The following is a 17,206-nucleotide window of genomic DNA, read 5'->3' on the forward strand; positions in this document are numbered from 1 at the left end:
CATCCCGCCCAGCCTCATTCCGACCAGCCTTATCCCGACCAGCACCATCCCCACCAGCCTCGTCCCGACCAGCCTTCTCCCCCCGAGCCTCTTCCACCCCGCCCGCTCCGCCTCCGATCATGACGCGCCGTCCTTGCCCAGGCTGATCACCTCGGCGTAATTAAGCATGTCGATCGGCGGGTAGACACCGCCCAGCTGCTTGGCCGTGCGCATATTGATCAACAGCGAAAAGCGCTTGAGCGTTTCGATCGGGATGTCGGCGGGGGCCTTGCGGTGCACCAGGATATCCACGGCCTTGGCCGCTGCCAGCTGCCCCACCGAGTGATAGCGGCTGATCAGGCCGACCAGCGCGCCGCCCTGGCGCACGGCCAGTTCGGCAGCGCCAAAGGTCGGCAGTTGTTGCGCCAGCGCGGCGGGCGTCACACGGTCGTACACGGTGCCCAGGAAGGTGTCGGGCAGCAGGTAGAGCCAGTCGGCGCCTTGTGACTTGATGTCGGCAATGATGGCTTCGACGCCATCTGCCGTGGGCCGGCCCTGCGCGTTCAGGTTGAAGGTGCGCGCGACCAGCGTGCTGTTCTGGCGGGCGCAGAAGTCCTTGACCTGGTCCACGATGGCGATCGAATTCTGTTCGGCCGGCGAATACAGCACGCCGATTTTCTTGAACGGCAGGTAGGACTGCATGGCCCGCAACTGCACGTCGGTCGGCACCACGTGGACGGCGCCCGTCACGTTGTGGCCGGACGACGCCAGGCTGCGCGCGATCCGCGACTGCACGGGCGCCGCCACCAGCGAAAAGACCACGGGAATGTCGCGCACGAAGGGCGTGCTGGCGGGCGCATCGAAGGGGCCGACGACGCCCAGGGTGACCGGGGTGCCCCAGGTGTAGATCAGGTCGGGCTTGAGCGACGGGATTTCTTCAAGGATCGCGGCCAGGTTCGCAATGTTCTGCTTCACGTCGCGGGCAATGAATTCGACCGGGATGCCCGCGCTGGCAAAGTAGTCGCGAAAGCCCCGTTCGGCATCGGTCTCGCCGCGGAACGTGATCATCAGGATCCGGAAGGGGCCTGAAGATGCCTGGGTGGATGCCGTGGCGGCGGCAGCCGCAGCACGCACGGCCCCGGGCATGCCTGCAAGCAGCGCGGCGCTGGCCAGGCCCAGGGAAAGAAGGTCGCGGCGGGAAGTCATGGGCGGGAAGAAGTCTCAGTGGGACGGCTGCCCGGGCGGACGGACCAGGCAAAGCCCAGTGCGCCCGCCACGACCAGTGCGCCGATCGACAGGGTGGCGGCCGAAAATCCGATGGCGCCGAGCAGGATGCCGGCGGCGGCCTGGCCGGCAGCGTTGCCGCCGCGCTCGACCAGGCGGAACACGCCCAGCACCGCGCCCGACGCGCCAGGCGCCTGGCGGGCGCTGTCGGCGACCAGCGCCGACTGCGACGTGATCGACATGGCCTGACCCAGGCCGAGCAGCAAAAGAATCGATGCGATCACGGCCGGGCTGGCGCCGATGCCGGCGAGCAGGGCGCCCGCGCCGGCCAGCACGCCGCCCATCACCACGAAGGCGGTGCGTTGCCGCAGGCGGTCGGCCAGCGCCGCGAACAGGGGCACGCACACCACCATGATCAGCGGATAGATCATTTGCAGACGGCCGATTTCGGCGCTGCCATACCCTTGCTTGTCGAGTTCGACCGGCACCAGATAGAAGCAGATCGCCGCCAGGATGAATTTGGCCGGAAAGGCGCAGCCGAACAGCAGGCCCAGCAGCCGCGGCGTGCGCACCGCCACTGACACGTCCTGCAAAGCGAAGCCGGCCGCCACCGCGCCGGTGTGCGGCGTGCGTTTCGGCAGCATGCGCCAGGCGGCGGCGCAGGCCAGCAGCGCCAGCACGGCCGACGCAACGAAGGCGGCGGAAGCCCCCAGGCGGTCGGCGATGACCCCGCCGATCGGCGGTCCGCACAGGGCCGCCACCAGAATGGCGCCCACGAACACGGCCAGGCTGCGGCTGCGGTCCGCGGCGGTCGACCCGTCGATGATGTGCCCCTGCGCCGATACGAACACCAGGGTGTAGCCGATGGCCGTGACGATGCGGGCGGCGGCAAACACGCCGTAGTGCGTGGTCAGGGCGGCGACGGCATAGCCCAGCGCGGCCAGTACGGCGCCTGCCAGGAAGCCTTCGCGCCGGCCGATGCGTTCCGATAGTGACGCGAACGGCAGCTGGCATAGCGCCATGGTCAGCATGAAGGCGGCCATCGGCAGGCTGACCAGCACATCCAGCCCGATGCCCCAGCCGTCGGGCGCAATGCTGCGCACAAAGCCCGGCAGAAAGGGCCGCGTCAGTTCGTCGGACAGCATGAACAGGAACAGGGCAGGGCGTACCACGGCCGCCGCGCGGCTTTCGTTGGTCACAGGCGCATCGATGCCATGGCGGTCGCCCAGCGTGCGCAGTTCCGCCAGGGCGGCCGTGTCGCCCTTTGCCTGCGCCGCGTCGATCAGCTGATGATGCCGTGCCCACATCGCCTGCAGGTGCGCATCGATCGGCGCGGTCAGCGCGCGTACGGCCGAATCTTGCGGTGTGCTGTTGGCGGGGGCGAGCTTGCCGTGCGCCAGGCGTTTGAGCCGGTCTTCCAGCGCGCCAAGCGACAGGGCGCTACGCGACCCCACGGCCAGCGCCAGCAGTTCCAGCGCGATCAGCAGCGCCACGACACCCAGGAAGGCCATGTCCAGCAGCATGCTGCGCACCCGTTGCGACACCACGCCCGGATCGACCCACAGCAGCACGGCGCCGACCGCGGCGCCATCGAGCAGGATAGGCGCACGGACCGGTTCACGCAGGGCCTCGCGCGTCGGGGCGCCCTCGCTGGCGGCCTCGCCCACGCGGACCCGTGACACGCCGGCCGCATCAACCAGTTCGATGGCGGACACTTCGGGATTGGCGCTGCGCAGTGCGGCGAACGATGCGTCCACTCCCTTCAATTCGCCAAACGGAATGCCCGCCTGCAAGGCACGCTGGATCAATGAGGCCGACCCGCGCGCCACCGCGTCGCCCTTGGCCGCAATGGCCGGGGCAATGGTGTCCGACACGGCGCGTTGCGCGCTCCATCCGACCACGGCCAGCGCCGCGCACAGGATCAGCGCGATCGAGATCGACAAGGCGGCGCGCAAGCCGATCATGAATGCGTCCCGTGTATTGCCGCGCCGCCTGATGCGGCCGGCGCCGCATCGCCCACCCCCAGCCGCGCGGCCAGCCGGGCATGCGTCGCGGCAATGTCATCCAGCGCGTCATGCGCCTGCACCGGCCAGGATGCCGGGTTGGCGGCGCGCACAGCGCGGTTTTGCAGCCGCCGCGCCAGCACCCAGCCCATCAGCAACGTGCCGATGCTGGCCGCCAGGGCCGCCGGGATCGCGACTGTGCGGATCTGGCGAGCCAGCGACGCCCGGGCCTGCAAGGCCGCGGCATCGTCGTACTGAACCACCGCACGGCCGATCTCGCGGCCCAGGTCATTACGGATGGGGCGGACAACGTCTTCGCCCACCGGGGTGGCCGCCTGCCCCACGCGGTCGGCCCGCGTGCTGAACAACACCGTGCGTGAGGCATCGAGCACGTCCAGCGTGACGATGCTGGCGTCCAGGTGCGCTTCGCGTTCGATCAGGGGCGTCAACGTGGTTTGCGCCGGCAGCGTGATACCGAACGAGGCCGCCAGTTCCGCCGTGCCCGCGACCCGTTGCGCGGCCAGCACATAGCGGGATTCCAGCGCGTCGCGGTGGGCCGCGACCAGCGCGCCGTAGGTGAAATAGGCCCCCAGCGCAATGCAGGCGCCGGCCACCAACGCGAACAGCGCGAGCAAGCCACTCACGGTGCGGGTCATGAACGTGATCCTTATAAGGACACAGCGCGGATGGGAGGGGGTCGGCCGGTGCAGTCGCTTCCACCCGGCCGGGCGGGGCAATCGGCACAAATTGTATCTGTCGGGCCATAGGGAAAATGTATCCGCTGCAGGACAATGTCCTGCTGTCTCCCTAGCGCGACGCCGGGCTGCACCGTTCGTCTGTCATCCCGCTGCTAACATTGCGCGATCCCGCTTTCGATGGCAGACATGGACGACTCGCATGACCCCTGAAGACACTCCGGCGCTGGACCGCGACCGCCGTTTTGGCGGCGTCGCGCGCCTGCACGGCGACCGCGCCCTGGACACCATGGCCCGTGCACGCGTGGCCGTCGTCGGCCTGGGCGGCGTCGGGTCCTGGGCCGCCGAAGCGCTGGCACGGTGCGGCATTGGCGGGTTGACGCTGATCGACCTCGATCATGTGGCCGAGTCCAACATCAATCGGCAGGCCCACGCGCTGGAAAGCACGCTGGGCATGGCCAAGATCGACGCCATGGCGGACCGGATCCTGGCCATCAACCCGGATTGCCGGCTGACCAAGGTTGACGACTTCCTGACGCCCGACAATGCCGCCGACCTGCTGGGCGATCCGCAGGCAGGCCCCTTGACGGCCATCCTGGATTGCACCGACCAGGCGGCCGCCAAGGTCGCCATGATCCTGTTCGCCAAGGCCAACAACGTGCCAGTGGTCGTCTGTGGCGGCGCGGGTGGCAAGACCAATCCGCTGGCGCTCCGGGCGACCGACATCACCGAAACCCTGAACGACGCCCTGCTGGCCAAGGTGCGCAACCAATTGCGGCGGCAGCACGGTTTTGCGCGCGCGGCCACGCCCGGGGGCAAGCCGCTCAAGCGCATTCCCAAGATGCACATCCGCGCCCTGTGGGTGAACGAACCCGTGCGCCTGCCCGCCGCCTGGGTCGACGCAGCGGTTACCGCCGAACCGGGTTCCGAAGGCGCCGAGGCCTTGCAGGGCCTGTCTTGCGCGGGCTACGGGTCCATCGTGACCGTGACGGCGGCCATGGGACTGGCCGCCGCGCATGAAGTGCTGCAGCTGCTGTTCGAGAGCCCGCCGCCCGCCGGATAAGGCATCCGCGCAACGTCTTGTGCCAAGGCGCACCATGGAAGTGATTGCCCACGCTTGATTACCGTATGTTTGCGCTATGCTCACATTTGGTGACAATAAGCCTGAGCAAGCACCCCGTGGCAGAGCTGCGCCCTCCCGACACGATACCCAGCAACCATTTCCACACGGCCGCCGTGGGGTCGGGTGACGACGCCTTCTGGGCATGGCGGGATGCGGTGTCGCCCTTGTTCGACGTGGCCTTGCCGTCGCCCGACGCCGTCGACACGTTTGCGGCCGAAGTGCGTTCGTATCATCCGGGTCCGATCCTGTTCGCGTCGGTGGCGGCGTCGGCGCAGCACTTTCGCCGTTCGCCCGGCACCATCGCCCGCAACGGCATCAACCACTACCTGGTGCAGCTGTACCGGCAGGGCGGCTTCCACGGCGATGCCAACGGCCGCAGCGTTGCAGTCGGCCCGGGCGATGTCAGCGTGCTGGACATGGCCTTGCCGTTGCAGACACGCGCGCAAACCTTTGAAAACATCAGTCTGGTCATCCCGCGCCGGATGCTGGCGCCGCTGCTGGCGTCCCCCGACGCGGTGCACGGCACCGTCCTGCGGGCCAACAGCGGCGCGGGCGCCTTGCTGCGCGACCATCTGACGACGCTGTACACCCAGGCCCCTGACCTGCGGGCCGATGAAGCCGACGCCCTGATGCAGGGAACGGTGGCCTTGATGGGCGCCTGTATCGGGCCGACGGCCGACGCGCGGGAAATGGCGGCCGACGACATTCGCGCCGCCACGCTGGTCGGCATCAAAGGCTTCATTGAAGGCAACCTGGGCGCGCCCAGCCTGAATGCCGAACGGGTGTGCGGCCGCTTTGGCGTGTCCCGCCCCACGCTGTATCGCCTGTTCGAACCCTATGGCGGTTTCATGCGGTATATCCAGGAACGTCGCCTTCGGCGCTGCTTTACCGAACTGACCTCGCCGCATGCAAGCGGCCAGCGGATTGCCGACATCGCGCAGCGCTGGGGCTTTGGCAACGAGGCGACCTTCAGCCGGGCGTTCCGCCGGCAGTTCGATGTGTCGCCGCGCGAATTGCGGCATGCCGCGGCCCGATCGGGTGGGCGCCCGGGGCATGCGCCCAGCCACCTGGGCGGCGCGTCGCGATGGAACACCGACAGCCTGATCGAAAGCTGGCTCATGAGCCTGGGGGACAGCTGACGATGGGCGCCATGCAGGACCTGCCGGCCGCGGGTGCCCTGTGCACCCCGACGCTGCGCTTCGACAGCGCCAATTTCGATTCGCCGGCCGAAACCTTCGACCGGTGGCGGGACATGCTGGCGCCGGTTTATGACGTGTCCCGTCCGTCGGCGGCCGAACTGATCCGCTTCCATGCGCAACTGACGGCCGTGCATCTGGGCCCGGCCATGATCACCTATGCCGTCGCCGCCGCGCAGCACTGCCAGCGCACCAGCACCACGATCGCGCGCAGCCAGGTCGATCACATCATGGCGCACACCTGTCTGGAAGGCGGCTATCACGGCGTGACCGAAGGCCGCCGCTTTCAGGTGTCGCCGGGTGACGTGGGCATCTTCGATCTGTCGCGCACGTGGAACGCCACGTGCAAACCCTTCCGCCATCTGTCGCTGATGCTGCCGCGTGCAATGCTGGAACCGCTGCTGAGCCAGCCCGACCGCGCCCATGGCACGGTATTGAGCGGCAGCACGACCGCCGGCCGCCTGCTGTGCGAGCACCTGCAGTCCTTGTGGCGCAATGTGCCGCGCATGACGCAGGAAGATGCCCAGCGCGTGCTGCCCGGATCGGCGTCGTTGATCGCGGGGTGTCTGGGGCAGACGCAGAGCGCGCATGAATCGCCGGTCCGTGCCGCGTCGTTCACCCGCATCCGCCGGTATGTCGATGCCAATCTGACCCGCGCCGATCTGTGCGCCGAACAGGTGTGCGACCGGTTCGGCCTGTCGCGGTCCACGCTGTTCCGCTTGTTCGCGCCGTTTGGCGGCTTTGCGCATTACCTGCGCGACCAGCGGCTGCGCGCCTGCTTTCGCGACATCGTGTCGCCCGCGCATGCGCATCGGCGCATTTCGGACATTGCCGAACACTGGTGCTTCAACAACGAGGCCGTCTTCAGCCGTGCGTTCCGGCGCCTGTTCGATGCGTCACCGCGCGACGTGCGGCAAGCTGCGCAGGCGTGGGCGACCCTGCCCGAACACTATGCGCCGCGCGCCGCCCCGCAGTCCGCGACAAGCGTCAGTTGATTGCGCCCGTCGACCCGGGCGTACCGGATCGCATCCATGTAGTGCCGCATGAGCTGCATGCCGTGTCCGCCAATCTCGGCATCGTCAATCGAATCGACGGCTGCGGGCGGCGGCAGCTGCGTGGGATCGTAGGCCACGCCGTCGTCTTCAATCGTCAAGGCCACCTGGTCATCGACGCGCGCCAGATGCAGCGTGATGTGGCCAATGGAGGGCCCCGCCTGCAGCGCCTCGGGATAGGCATACGACACGATGTTGGTCAGCGCTTCATCCAGACTCAATTCCATGCCGAAGCGCAGGCGCGCCGGCCATGCATCCCGTTCGCCAATCTGTTCGAGCCAGGCCAGCGCGTGAGCGATCTGCGCGAGGTCGGCGGGTACTTCCAAAGAGTCGCGCATGTCGTCAATCATTGATGAGTCCAGACTAGGCGCATTGTATGATCAACAAGTACGAATACTTATGAAGATCCCACCTTTAAGGCAGCCATGACGATCGCACATCAGCGCGTCGACGACGTCCACGTCTTCGATCTCCAGGGACAGTTGAACAGCGGCAATGCCGCCGCGGCGGAAAGCGACATTCTTGCCCAGGTCACTGGCGGCGCACGCAAGGTCGTGCTCGATCTGACCGCGCTCGATTACATCTCGAGCGCCGGATTGCGGGTGGTGCTGGTGGCTGCCAAACGGCTGAAACAGGCGGGCGGCAAACTCGTGCTGGCCGGCATGCAGCCGCATGTGCGCGAAGTGTTCGACGTCAGTGGTTTCCTGGCGATCCTGAATGTCGTGCCGGACCGCCCATCGGCCCTTGGCCAATTCGCTGGCACCTGAATGCCGATTCCCGTGTCGACCCTCGACTGGTCATCCGACGCCCTTCTTGCCACGTTGCTGCACGACGTGAAGGCGCCGCATTTCCTTGACCAGTACCTGGATCGCCGCGCGGTGATCCTGACGGGCGAACCGGCACGTTTCGATGGTCTGTTCGATGGCGACACCTTCGGTGCGCTGGCGGCCGACGCGGGCCGGCTGCATGCGTCGTTTGTCGACGTCGATGGGTGGATGGTGAATGTGGCGATCTCACCGGGGCAGATCCAGCGCATGCTGGGCGCCGGCATGACGGTGCTGGCCGAAAAGCTGCCGGAAGAAGGGCGGCTCAAGTCCTTTCTGGATGCCTATCGCAGCGTGCAGCCGTCGGTGCAGCCGCTGCAGCTTGATGGCGCCATGTGCCCGAACGGGTCCTTGCATCCCTTGGGCATCCACAGCACCCCGCTCTGTATCTTCCAGTTGGCCGGCCACTACAAGTGGCGGTATGTGCCTGATCCGATCCCGGGCGGCGCGCCGCTCGACGTGACCATGCCGGTCGACGTCGACAGCCTGCCCTTGCCGTGGGGCGATCTGGTGCGCCCGCCCGACGACGCGTTTGTCGAACAGATACTGAATCCGGGCGACACCTTCTACCTGCCCGCAGGGTGCTGGCACGAAGGGTTTTCGGTTGGCGAATCGATCGTGCTGGCGGTGACCGTCAAACGGCGCGCGCCGCTTGATATCCTGCGTGGCCTGATGGCGCGCGCCCATGCCGACCCGGCCAGCGTGCGTCCAGCGCCGCAGCCTGTGTCGCCAGCCGACATGGCGGCCAGCGCCCAGCGCACGGTGGCGGGCGGGTGGTCGGCGGCCGACGTGAACGCCACCTGGCAAGCCTTGCTGGACGAATCGTTGCGCCCGGCCGCGAACTGACCGGCCACGGCGTCTCCGCCGTCAGGCCATCTCGCCCGGCAGCAGCGTCACATCGAACCATCCCCGCAACGCATTCGACAGCCGTATGCCCTCGGCACGCATCAGGTCGTCGCGCGTCAGCACGCCTTCCACCGCGGCTTCGTCATCCAGCAGGGCTGCTCGTTGCGCGCCGGGCAGCACGCCTGAGTCGATCGGCGGCGTGACCCACTGGCCGTCGATCCGCAGATAGACATTGCAACGGCTGCCTTCGCACAGCTCGTCCCGTTCATTGAAATACAACAGGTCGAAATGATCCGGATGCGTCGCGATCCATGCCGCCGCCCCGGCGTACCACGGCCGATGCGTCGTCTTGTGCCGCAGCAGCGGTTCGTCGGACGCCAGCCGCTGCCGCGCCACCATCACGCGCGGGGTGGCGGGCAGGGCGGGCAGCACCTGCGTTTCGATGTCGATGACACCGTCATCGCTCACCCGCAGGCGCAGGCGGTGCGACACGCCTTCGGCCAGCGGCGCGGCCGCCCGGGCAATCGCCCGTTGCGGCGCATCGATCGACCACCGGTAGCCCAATGCGGTCGACGACGCGCCCAGCCGTTCAATGTGCCAGGGCAGCAAGGGCATGCGGCCGTCGGCCTCGACCCGTAACGTTTCGATCAGGTGCGGCCGCATGTCACGACTCCTGTTGTTGCTGCATGAATTCATGCAGCACGCGCCCGGTATGCGACTTGTCGCGATAGTCCATCACCGCTTCCGGCGTGCCTTCGATCACCAGTTGCCCGCCTTCGTTGCCCCCTTCCGGGCCCATGTCCAGCAGCCAGTCGGCTTCGGCAATCACGTCCAGGTTGTGCTCGATCACCACCACCGTGTTGCCGGCTTCGACCAGGCGATGCAGCACGCGGATCAGTTTCTCCACGTCGGCCATCGACAGGCCCACCGTCGGCTCATCCAACACATACAGCGTATGTGGCTGGCGATAGCCGCGGCCGGTGCGCATCGTGCCGTCTTCCAGGCGCGCCTTGGCCAGCTCGGTCACCAGCTTGATCCGCTGCGCTTCGCCGCCCGACAGGGTCGGAGAAGGCTGGCCCAGTGTCAGGTAGCCCAGGCCCACGCTCTGCAACAGCAGCAACGGATTCAGAATGGACGGATGCGCGCCGAAGTATTCCACCGCGTCATCCACTTCCATGCCCAGCACTTCGCCCACGCTCTTGCCACGCATGTGCACGGCCAGGGTCTCGCGGTTGAAGCGCCCGCCGTTGCAGGCATCGCACGGCACCTTCACGTCAGGCAGGAAGTTCATCTCGATCGTGCGCATGCCCTGGCCTTCGCACACCTCGCAACGGCCACCGGCCGTATTGAAGCTGAAGCGGCCCGCCGTCCACCCGCGCATGCGGGATTCCAGCGTGTCGGCAAACTGCTTGCGCACCGTGTCCCAGAAGCCCACGTACGTGGCGGGGCAGGACCGCGGCGTCTTGCCGATCGGCGTCTGGTCCACTTCCAGCACCCGGTCAATGGTTTCCCAGCCGGTCATGCCGGCGCAGCCCTTCCACGCCATCCGCGTCCGCTTTTCTTCGCGCAAGGCCGCGTTGGCGACTTCACGATGCAGGTTGTCGAGCAGCACTTCGCGCGCCAGGGTCGACTTGCCCGACCCCGACACCCCCGTCACTACCGTCAGCCGGCCGATCGGGAAGCGGGCATCGACATTGGCCAAGTTGTGCAGGCGCGCACCCTTGACCTGGATCGATGGCGTATCGGCTTCCACCGGCCGCCGGGGCTGCAGCGGGTGCTTCAAGGGATGCCGCAGGTACTTGCCGGTCAGCGAATCGGGATTGTCCATGATGTCCTGGACCGTGCCCTGCGCCACCACGCGGCCGCCTCGCACGCCCGCGCCCGGACCGATATCGATCACGTGCGCGGCGCGGCGGATGGTGTCTTCGTCGTGCTCCACCACCACCAGCGTGTTGCCCTTGCCTTCCAGGCGCGACAGCGCATTCAGCAGAATGCGGTTGTCGCGCGGGTGCAGGCCGATGGTCGGCTCGTCCAGCACGTAGCAGACGCCCTGCAGGTTGGACCCCAGTTGCGCGGCCAGCCGGATGCGCTGCGCTTCACCTCCCGATAGCGTCGGGGCAGCCCGATCCAGCGCCAGGTAGCCCAGCCCGACTTCCTCCAGGAAGTCGAGCCGGCTGCGCAGTTCGGTCAGAATGTCGCGGGCAATCTCGGCTTCGCGGCCATGCGTTTCCAGTTTCTGGAAGAAGCTGCCCGCGTCCCGCACCGCCAGCGACGCCATCTGCGCGATCGACTTGTCGCGCCAGCGCACGGCCAGCGCATTGCGATTCAGGCGCTGGCCTTCGCACGTCGGGCAGGCCACCGCCTCGCCTTCGAATGCGGCGTTCCAGGCGGCTTCTTCGCCTGTCTGTTCCTGGTCGAAGCCTTCCAGCTTCACCCCCGTGCCGAAGCACGACGGGCACCAGCCATGCTTGGAGTTGTACGAGAACATGCGCGGATCGGGCTCGGGAAAGCTCAGGCCGCAACATGGGCATGCCCGCTTGACCGAGAACACGCGTTGTTCCAGCGACGGCGCCGCTGCGGTGCTATCGGCCGCCATGGCTTCGCGCAGCCGTTCCAGCGGCCACACCACGCTCATCACGCCATTGCCATGTTCCAGCGCAATGTCGATGGCCTTGCGCAGTTGCGCTTCGTTGGCCGGATCGACCAGGAAGTCCGCCACCGGCAGTTCAATGTTGTGTTCCTTGAAGCGGTCCAGGCGCGGCCAGCGCGCGGTCGGCAGGAAAGCGCCATCGACCCGCAGGTGCGAGTGGCCCTTGTTGGCCGCCCACTTCGCCATGTCGGTATAGAAGCCCTTGCGCGCCGTCACCAGCGGCGCCATCACGCCAATGTGCTGGCCTTTCAGCTCGCGCATGATGCGATCCACGATCAGATCGAAGGTCTGCGGTTCGACCGGCACGTCGCAATTCGGGCAGTACTGCGTGCCCAGCTTCATGTAGAGCAGCCGCATGAAGTGATGCGTCTCGGTCATGGTCGCGACGGTCGACTTGCGGCCGCCGCGGCTGGTGCGCTGCTCGATCGCCACCGTGGGCGGAATGCCGAAAATGGCGTCCACATCCGGCTTGCCCGCCGGCTGCACGATCGACCGGGCATAGGCGTTCAAGGACTCCAGATAGCGGCGCTGCCCTTCGTTGAACAGAATGTCGAAGGCCAGGGTCGACTTGCCCGAACCCGACACCCCCGTGATCACCGTGAACACGTTGTGCGGGATGTCGACGTCGATGCCTTTCAAGTTGTGCTCGCGCGCATTCTTGATTTCGATCGACGTGGACCGGCGCTTGGCCAGCACATTCTGCAACGGCACGCCCAGGTCGTCGGCAATGTCTTCCGCCAATTCGTTGGCAGCCTCGATCTCGGTGCGGTTGGTGGCGTACGGCGCCATGCGCTCGGCCAGCGTCAGGTCGGGCGACATTTCGGGCCGGTTGGCGTCCAGCGCGCCGATCTCGTGTTCGTACTCGCGCAGCGCCAGCCCCGTGTGCGACGCGGGGGTGTTCATGAGCTGCTCGGGCGTGCCCACGGCCACGATCTCGCCGCCGGCATCGCCGCCTTCCGGACCCAGGTCGATCAGCCAGTCCGATGCGCGGATCACGTCCAGGTTGTGCTCGATCACGATCAGCGTGTGGCCCGCGGCCAGCAGCTTGCGGAACGCGCCCATCAGCCGCGCGATGTCGTCAAAGTGCAGACCGGTGGTCGGCTCGTCGAACAGGAACAGGCTGCCCTTTTTCGACAGCTTGGCGCCCATGGTCGAAATGCCCGACCGGGCCGCTTCGGCCAGGTGGCCGGCCAGCTTCAGCCGCTGCGCTTCACCGCCCGACAGGGTCGGCACGGGTTGCCCCAGGCGCAAATATTCCAGGCCCACGTCGGCCAGGGGCGCAAGGCCATACTGCACATCCTTTTCGCCTGCAAAGAACTGCAGGGCTTCGGTCACGGTCATGTCCAGCACGTCGGAAATCGACGCGGCGCGGCCATGGCGTTCCACCGTCACTTCGCGCACTTCGGCGCGGAAACGGGTGCCGTCACAATCCGGGCAGCGAATGTACACGTCCGACAGGAACTGCATTTCCACGTGTTCAAAGCCCGTTCCGCCGCAGGTCGGGCAGCGCCCGTCGCCCGCGTTGAAGCTGAACATGCCCGCCGTGTAATTGCGTTCCTTCGACAGCCGCGCCTGCGCAAAGATCTTGCGGATGCCATCGAAGGCGCCCACGTAGCTGGCCGGGTTGGACCGCGCCGTCTTGCCGATCTGCGACTGGTCCACCATGACCACGTCCACCAGCCAGTCATCGCCCAGGATGCGATCGTGCGCGCCCGGCGTTTCGGTCGGCTTGCCCTTCAGCTTGAGCAGGCCCGGGTACAGCACGTCCTGCACCAATGTCGACTTGCCCGATCCGGACACGCCGGTCACCGTCACCAGACGGCCCAGCGGGAATTCGACCGTCACGTTCTTCAGGTTGTGCTCGCGCGCGCCTTCAACGATCAGGCGCGGCGTGCTGGCCGTGACCGGCATCGGCCGCGGCGCCGCCACATGCCGGCGGCCCGACAGATAGTCGCCCGTCAGGGTCTTGGCCGTGCGCAATTGCGACGGCGATCCGTTGAACACGATATTGCCGCCGCGTTCACCCGGACCCGGTCCGATATCGATCACCCGATCGGCGGCCAGCATGACCTGCGGATCGTGTTCGACCACCACCAGCGAATTGCCCGCGTCGCGCAGGCGATGCATGACTTCGACGATGCGGTTCATGTCGCGCGGATGCAGGCCGATGGACGGCTCATCCAGAACGAACAGCGTGTTCACCAGCGACGTGCCCAGCGCCGTCGTCAGGTTGATCCGCTGCACTTCGCCACCCGACAAGGTGCGGCTCTGGCGGTCCAGCGTCAGGTAACCCAGGCCCACGTCGCACAGGAACTTCAGGCGGGCGCGGACTTCTTCCAGCAGCAGGTCGGTTGCGGCATCCAGTACGCCGTCGAACTGCAGGCCGTCACAAAAGCGGCGCACACGGTCGATCGGCAACATCATCAGGTCATGGATGCTCAGGCCGGGCAGGGACGCCAGTGTCGCTGCGCTCCATGCCGCATGCACCGGGCGAAAGCGCGTGTACTTGTCATCGGTCTGCGGCAGCACGGCATCGGCGTCGGCCTTGCTGCCCACGCGCCACAGCAGCGCATCAGGCTTCAGGCGCGACCCGCGGCACACGTCGCAGGGCGTGTAGGCGCGGTACTTCGACAGCAGCACCCGGATGTGCATCTTGTAGGCTTTGGTCTCGAGCCAGTCAAAGAAGCGCTTCACCCCGTACCACTGGTTCTTCCACGCGTTGCTCGCGCCCTTCCAGTCCGGCGTGCCGTTCAGCACCCATTCGCGCTGCGCATCCGTCAGGCGCGCCCACGGCACGTCCAGGGGGATGCCCGCGCGGCCCGCGTACTTGACCAGGTCGTCCTGGCATTCCTTGTTGCTGGCGGTCTGCCACGGCTTGACCGCGCGACCGCGCAAGGTCTTGTTGCCGTCGGGCACGACCAGGCCGTAATCGACCCCGATCACCCGGCCAAAGCCCCGGCACGCCTCGCAGGCGCCCAGCGGCGAATTGAACGAAAACGCGCTGGGCGTCGGCGCCGAATACGAAATGTCGCTGTCGGCGCAGTGCAGTTCGTCGCTGAACTTCCACACGGCCGTATCGGTGCCGTCATCGCCCAGCACGCGCACGTCCACGCGGCCCGCGCCCAGGCGCAAGGCGGCATCCAGTGCCTCCATCACCCGCGCGCGTTCGGCGCTGCCCATACGCAGGCGGTCCTGCACCACGTCCAGTATCTGCGCGGCGTCCTTGCCGCTGCCCACCGCGCGGCGGGCATGCACTCGCGTGTAGCCCTGGCGTTCCAGGAAGGCGCGGATCTGGTCCTCGCCATAGTTGGCCGGCACCTGCACCGGAAAGGTAATGGCCAGGCGCGGATCCCCGGCCTGGGCGGCCCGGTCCACCAGCATGTCGTAGATCGAATCGGGCGTGTCCTTGCGCACCGGCTGCGCGGTCTGCCGGTCGTACAGCGTGGCCGCGCGCGCGAACAGCAGCTTCAGGTGATCGTTCAACTCGGTCATGGTGCCGACCGTGCTGCGCGAACTGCGCACCGGATTGGTCTGGTCGATGGCGATCGCCGGGGGAATCCCGTCGATGCGGTCCACCTGCGGCTTGTCCATGCGGTCCAGGAACTGGCGCGCGTAGGGCGAAAACGTCTCGACATACCGCCGCTGCCCTTCGGCATACAGCGTGTCGAACACGAGTGAACTTTTCCCTGACCCGGAAACGCCGGTCACCACCACGAGTTCGTTGGTGGGAATGGTCAGGGTCAGGTTCTTGAGGTTGTTCTGGCGGGCGCCAACGACCTGGATATCGGATGTGCCGGTGTCGGTGTCGAGGGCGGTATCGGTAACTGCTGGGGGAGTAGAGGCGGACGTCATGGATGCAAGATGGGGCCGGTTGGCTCGTCGGCAATCCTTCCATCGTAGCCCGTTACAAGGCCGCGCGAAAAATGCAACACCACAGAGCATTCGGCAACGCCTGACAAGCTTTGGTAACACCTGTGGACTCAGTCTTTTGGTCGAGCGAGGCGTAAGATGAACTCATGAAAGCCCGTCCCCTGACCCCCTCGGAAACACTCGGCGTTGAAGCCGGCATCTACGTGCCGCCTCGCGTGCTGGGTGACGCTCCGCCGCCGCTGCGCAGCCTGCGCCTGGCCGCGGTCGTGGTCATTGCGGGCAGCATCGGCGCCACCGTCGTGGCCGTCAACGTGGTGCCCGCCGCGGCCCACACCTGGCACGTCGTCAGCCACCAGACCGACCGCGCCCTGGCGCGCGTCCTGGGCAAGGCCGAAGTGCAGACCGCCGAGTTGTTGTCGGACCTCACTGCCGACTTCGCGCCGGTCGCCGAACCCACCTTCATTCCCCCGCTGCACTAAAAAACCGTTAGAATCGCGGGTTAGTCTGATTCAGCAGCCTGCGGTTCTATCGATTAGCGGCCTGCTTTTTGGCAGTCTGTTATCTGGCAGCCTGTTTTAACGATCTATTTTCTGGAGAACGACATGGCGGAAAAGAAGCGCACACGTCGCAACACCCTCGAGCGCCGTTGCCTCGGCAAAACCTTCAAGCGTCTGTTTGTCGGTTCGCCCAAGGGCATCTTCAAGATGCTCGAGAAGGTCAAGAAGGCGTAACTGCCCGACGGCCTGACCCTGTCGCGACAGAAGGAAAACCGTGGTGTTCGCACCACGGTTTTTTTTCGTCCGGAAATGCCTGACAAAGACACCGAACGGGGCACAACGTGGACAGGATCGACGCCTTGCGGCTGCTGCTGAGCTAATTCTTCTTCGGCCGACACGGGCGTCACCGTCAACGCCGTCCTGCCCGCACCCACCCTGTCAACGCGGTCACATCGCGGTTGAGCATGCTCAACGAAAGTGGGCAGTGGCCTGTTCCTCGACCATGGCCTTGATCTCGCGTGCCATCGGATCGCGTATTTCTTCGAGCACATGCGCGACCAGGCCGATAGCACGCGCCATCACGCCGATGCCGCGAACAATGTTCCAGGGTATGGCGAGTTCGCTCGCCACCGCACCGATGGCGCCGGTCGCGTTGACCGGCAGGCTCTTGCCCAGGCGCCGCGACGCTTCGTCGGCGACGGCGATCATCAGCGCAACATAGGGTCCGGAGAACCCCTCTTCCTGGGCGATCTCGAACAGGCGAGGGGCCCGTGGATCCACCGGCTTGTGGATGTGATGGCCGATGCCCGGTACCGACTTGCCGGCAGCGCGGTGTTCGTCGACGATCTGGCGGGCCAGCGCCGCGGTGTCGTGCGGCGCTGCCGGATCGGGCAACTTGGCTTGCAACATGTGCGCCGCGTCTTCCATGCTGCCCACGAAGACACTGCCCAGACCCGCCAAGCCCGCGCCCACCGCCGCCTGCATGGCTTCGGGCGCACCGGCGAGTGTGAGCCGTGTGACCAGCGCGCTCGGGGTCAGGCCATGTTCGACCAGGATCACGGCGAGGGCATTGAACAGGCGCGACTCGCGCTCGTTCGGCAGCCGGTCCGTCATTTCCAGAAAGGCCATGTCACCAAGGGAGACCTTGCCCATGATGTCTGTGCACAGATTGAGTCCCTTGACCGTGATCGTGTCTTCGGTGCTCCAGCTGATGTCGGTTCTGATTGCCTTGCGTTTTGCCATGAGAG

14 protein-coding genes are annotated in these 17,206 nt (G+C 66.7%); 7 read left to right on the top strand and 7 right to left on the bottom strand.

The features are described 5' to 3' along the window. Positions 1-117: 117 nt before the first annotated feature. The 3 genes from HD883_RS21620 to HD883_RS21630 are packed head-to-tail and all read right to left on the bottom strand — an operon-like array spanning position 118 to position 3,862. Complete coding sequence (locus HD883_RS21620) at positions 118-1,185, bottom strand: ABC transporter substrate-binding protein (protein WP_179589060.1); 1,068 nt, start codon at positions 1,183-1,185, stop codon at positions 118-120. Then, a complete protein-coding gene (locus tag HD883_RS21625; RefSeq protein ID WP_179589061.1) occupies positions 1,182-3,167 on the bottom strand; it encodes an MFS transporter in 1,986 nt (661 codons plus the stop codon). The genes HD883_RS21620 and HD883_RS21625 overlap by 4 nt, the downstream gene beginning before the upstream one ends. Continuing rightward, a complete protein-coding gene (locus HD883_RS21630) occupies positions 3,164-3,862 on the bottom strand; it encodes a hypothetical protein (protein ID WP_179589062.1) in 699 nt (232 codons plus the stop codon). The genes HD883_RS21625 and HD883_RS21630 overlap by 4 nt, the downstream gene beginning before the upstream one ends. A gap of 241 nt (positions 3,863-4,103) precedes the next feature. On the opposite strand from HD883_RS21630, the gene HD883_RS21635 reads away from it, so the two are divergent. The 3 genes from HD883_RS21635 (at position 4,104) to HD883_RS21645 (ending at position 7,215) form a co-directional block, all read left to right on the top strand. Further along, positions 4,104-4,964 (top strand): tRNA threonylcarbamoyladenosine dehydratase, encoded by an 861-nt coding sequence (locus HD883_RS21635; RefSeq protein WP_179589063.1) that lies wholly within the window; start codon positions 4,104-4,106, stop codon positions 4,962-4,964. Positions 4,965-5,080: 116 nt separating this feature from the next. Beyond that, entirely contained in the window at positions 5,081-6,163 is a 1,083-nt protein-coding gene (locus tag HD883_RS21640; RefSeq protein ID WP_179589064.1) for a helix-turn-helix domain-containing protein, read from the top strand. An 11-nt stretch (positions 6,164-6,174) separates the two neighbouring features. Next, positions 6,175-7,215, top strand: a complete 1,041-nt coding sequence (locus HD883_RS21645; RefSeq protein ID WP_179617615.1) for an AraC-like ligand-binding domain-containing protein — start codon at positions 6,175-6,177, stop codon at positions 7,213-7,215. On the opposite strand, the gene HD883_RS21650 is transcribed toward HD883_RS21645, so the two are convergent. After that, on the bottom strand, positions 7,170-7,610 hold the full coding sequence (locus tag HD883_RS21650) for an ATP-binding protein (RefSeq protein WP_179589066.1): 441 nt from the start codon (positions 7,608-7,610) through the stop codon (positions 7,170-7,172). The genes HD883_RS21645 and HD883_RS21650 overlap by 46 nt on opposite strands. A gap of 87 nt (positions 7,611-7,697) precedes the next feature. Here HD883_RS21650 and HD883_RS21655 point away from each other — a divergent pair, with 87 nt between their 5' ends. Both HD883_RS21655 and HD883_RS21660 read left to right on the top strand, forming a co-directional pair. Continuing rightward, the gene (locus tag HD883_RS21655) at positions 7,698-8,039 is read left to right on the top strand and encodes an STAS domain-containing protein (protein WP_179589067.1); all 342 of its coding nucleotides are present in this window, start codon (positions 7,698-7,700) and stop codon (positions 8,037-8,039) included. Beyond that, positions 8,040-8,942: a JmjC domain-containing protein gene (locus HD883_RS21660; protein WP_179589068.1), complete on the top strand. Its 903-nt coding sequence runs from the start codon at positions 8,040-8,042 to the stop codon at positions 8,940-8,942. A gap of 21 nt (positions 8,943-8,963) precedes the next feature. Here HD883_RS21660 and HD883_RS21665 read toward each other — a convergent pair whose 3' ends face one another. Then, positions 8,964-9,605, bottom strand: a complete 642-nt coding sequence (locus HD883_RS21665; protein WP_179589069.1) for an aminotransferase class IV — start codon at positions 9,603-9,605, stop codon at positions 8,964-8,966. A gap of 1 nt (position 9,606) precedes the next feature. After that, a complete protein-coding gene (uvrA, locus tag HD883_RS21670; protein WP_179589070.1) occupies positions 9,607-15,444 on the bottom strand; it encodes an excinuclease ABC subunit UvrA in 5,838 nt (1,945 codons plus the stop codon). 164 nt (positions 15,445-15,608) lie between these two features. On the opposite strand from uvrA, the gene HD883_RS21675 reads away from it, so the two are divergent. Both HD883_RS21675 and HD883_RS27790 read left to right on the top strand, forming a co-directional pair. Further along, positions 15,609-15,941 (top strand): hypothetical protein, encoded by a 333-nt coding sequence (locus HD883_RS21675; protein WP_179589071.1) that lies wholly within the window; start codon positions 15,609-15,611, stop codon positions 15,939-15,941. A 123-nt stretch (positions 15,942-16,064) separates the two neighbouring features. Continuing rightward, on the top strand, positions 16,065-16,193 hold the full coding sequence (locus HD883_RS27790; RefSeq protein ID WP_257022584.1) for a hypothetical protein: 129 nt from the start codon (positions 16,065-16,067) through the stop codon (positions 16,191-16,193). Positions 16,194-16,427: 234 nt separating this feature from the next. Here HD883_RS27790 and HD883_RS21680 read toward each other — a convergent pair whose 3' ends face one another. Next, positions 16,428-17,201 (bottom strand): citryl-CoA lyase, encoded by a 774-nt coding sequence (locus tag HD883_RS21680; protein ID WP_179589072.1) that lies wholly within the window; start codon positions 17,199-17,201, stop codon positions 16,428-16,430. Between the last annotated feature and the right edge of the window lie 5 nt (positions 17,202-17,206).

Origin of the sequence: Pigmentiphaga litoralis (assembly GCF_013408655.1) — a bacterium.
Classification (GTDB): domain Bacteria; phylum Pseudomonadota; class Gammaproteobacteria; order Burkholderiales; family Burkholderiaceae_B; genus Pigmentiphaga; species Pigmentiphaga litoralis_A.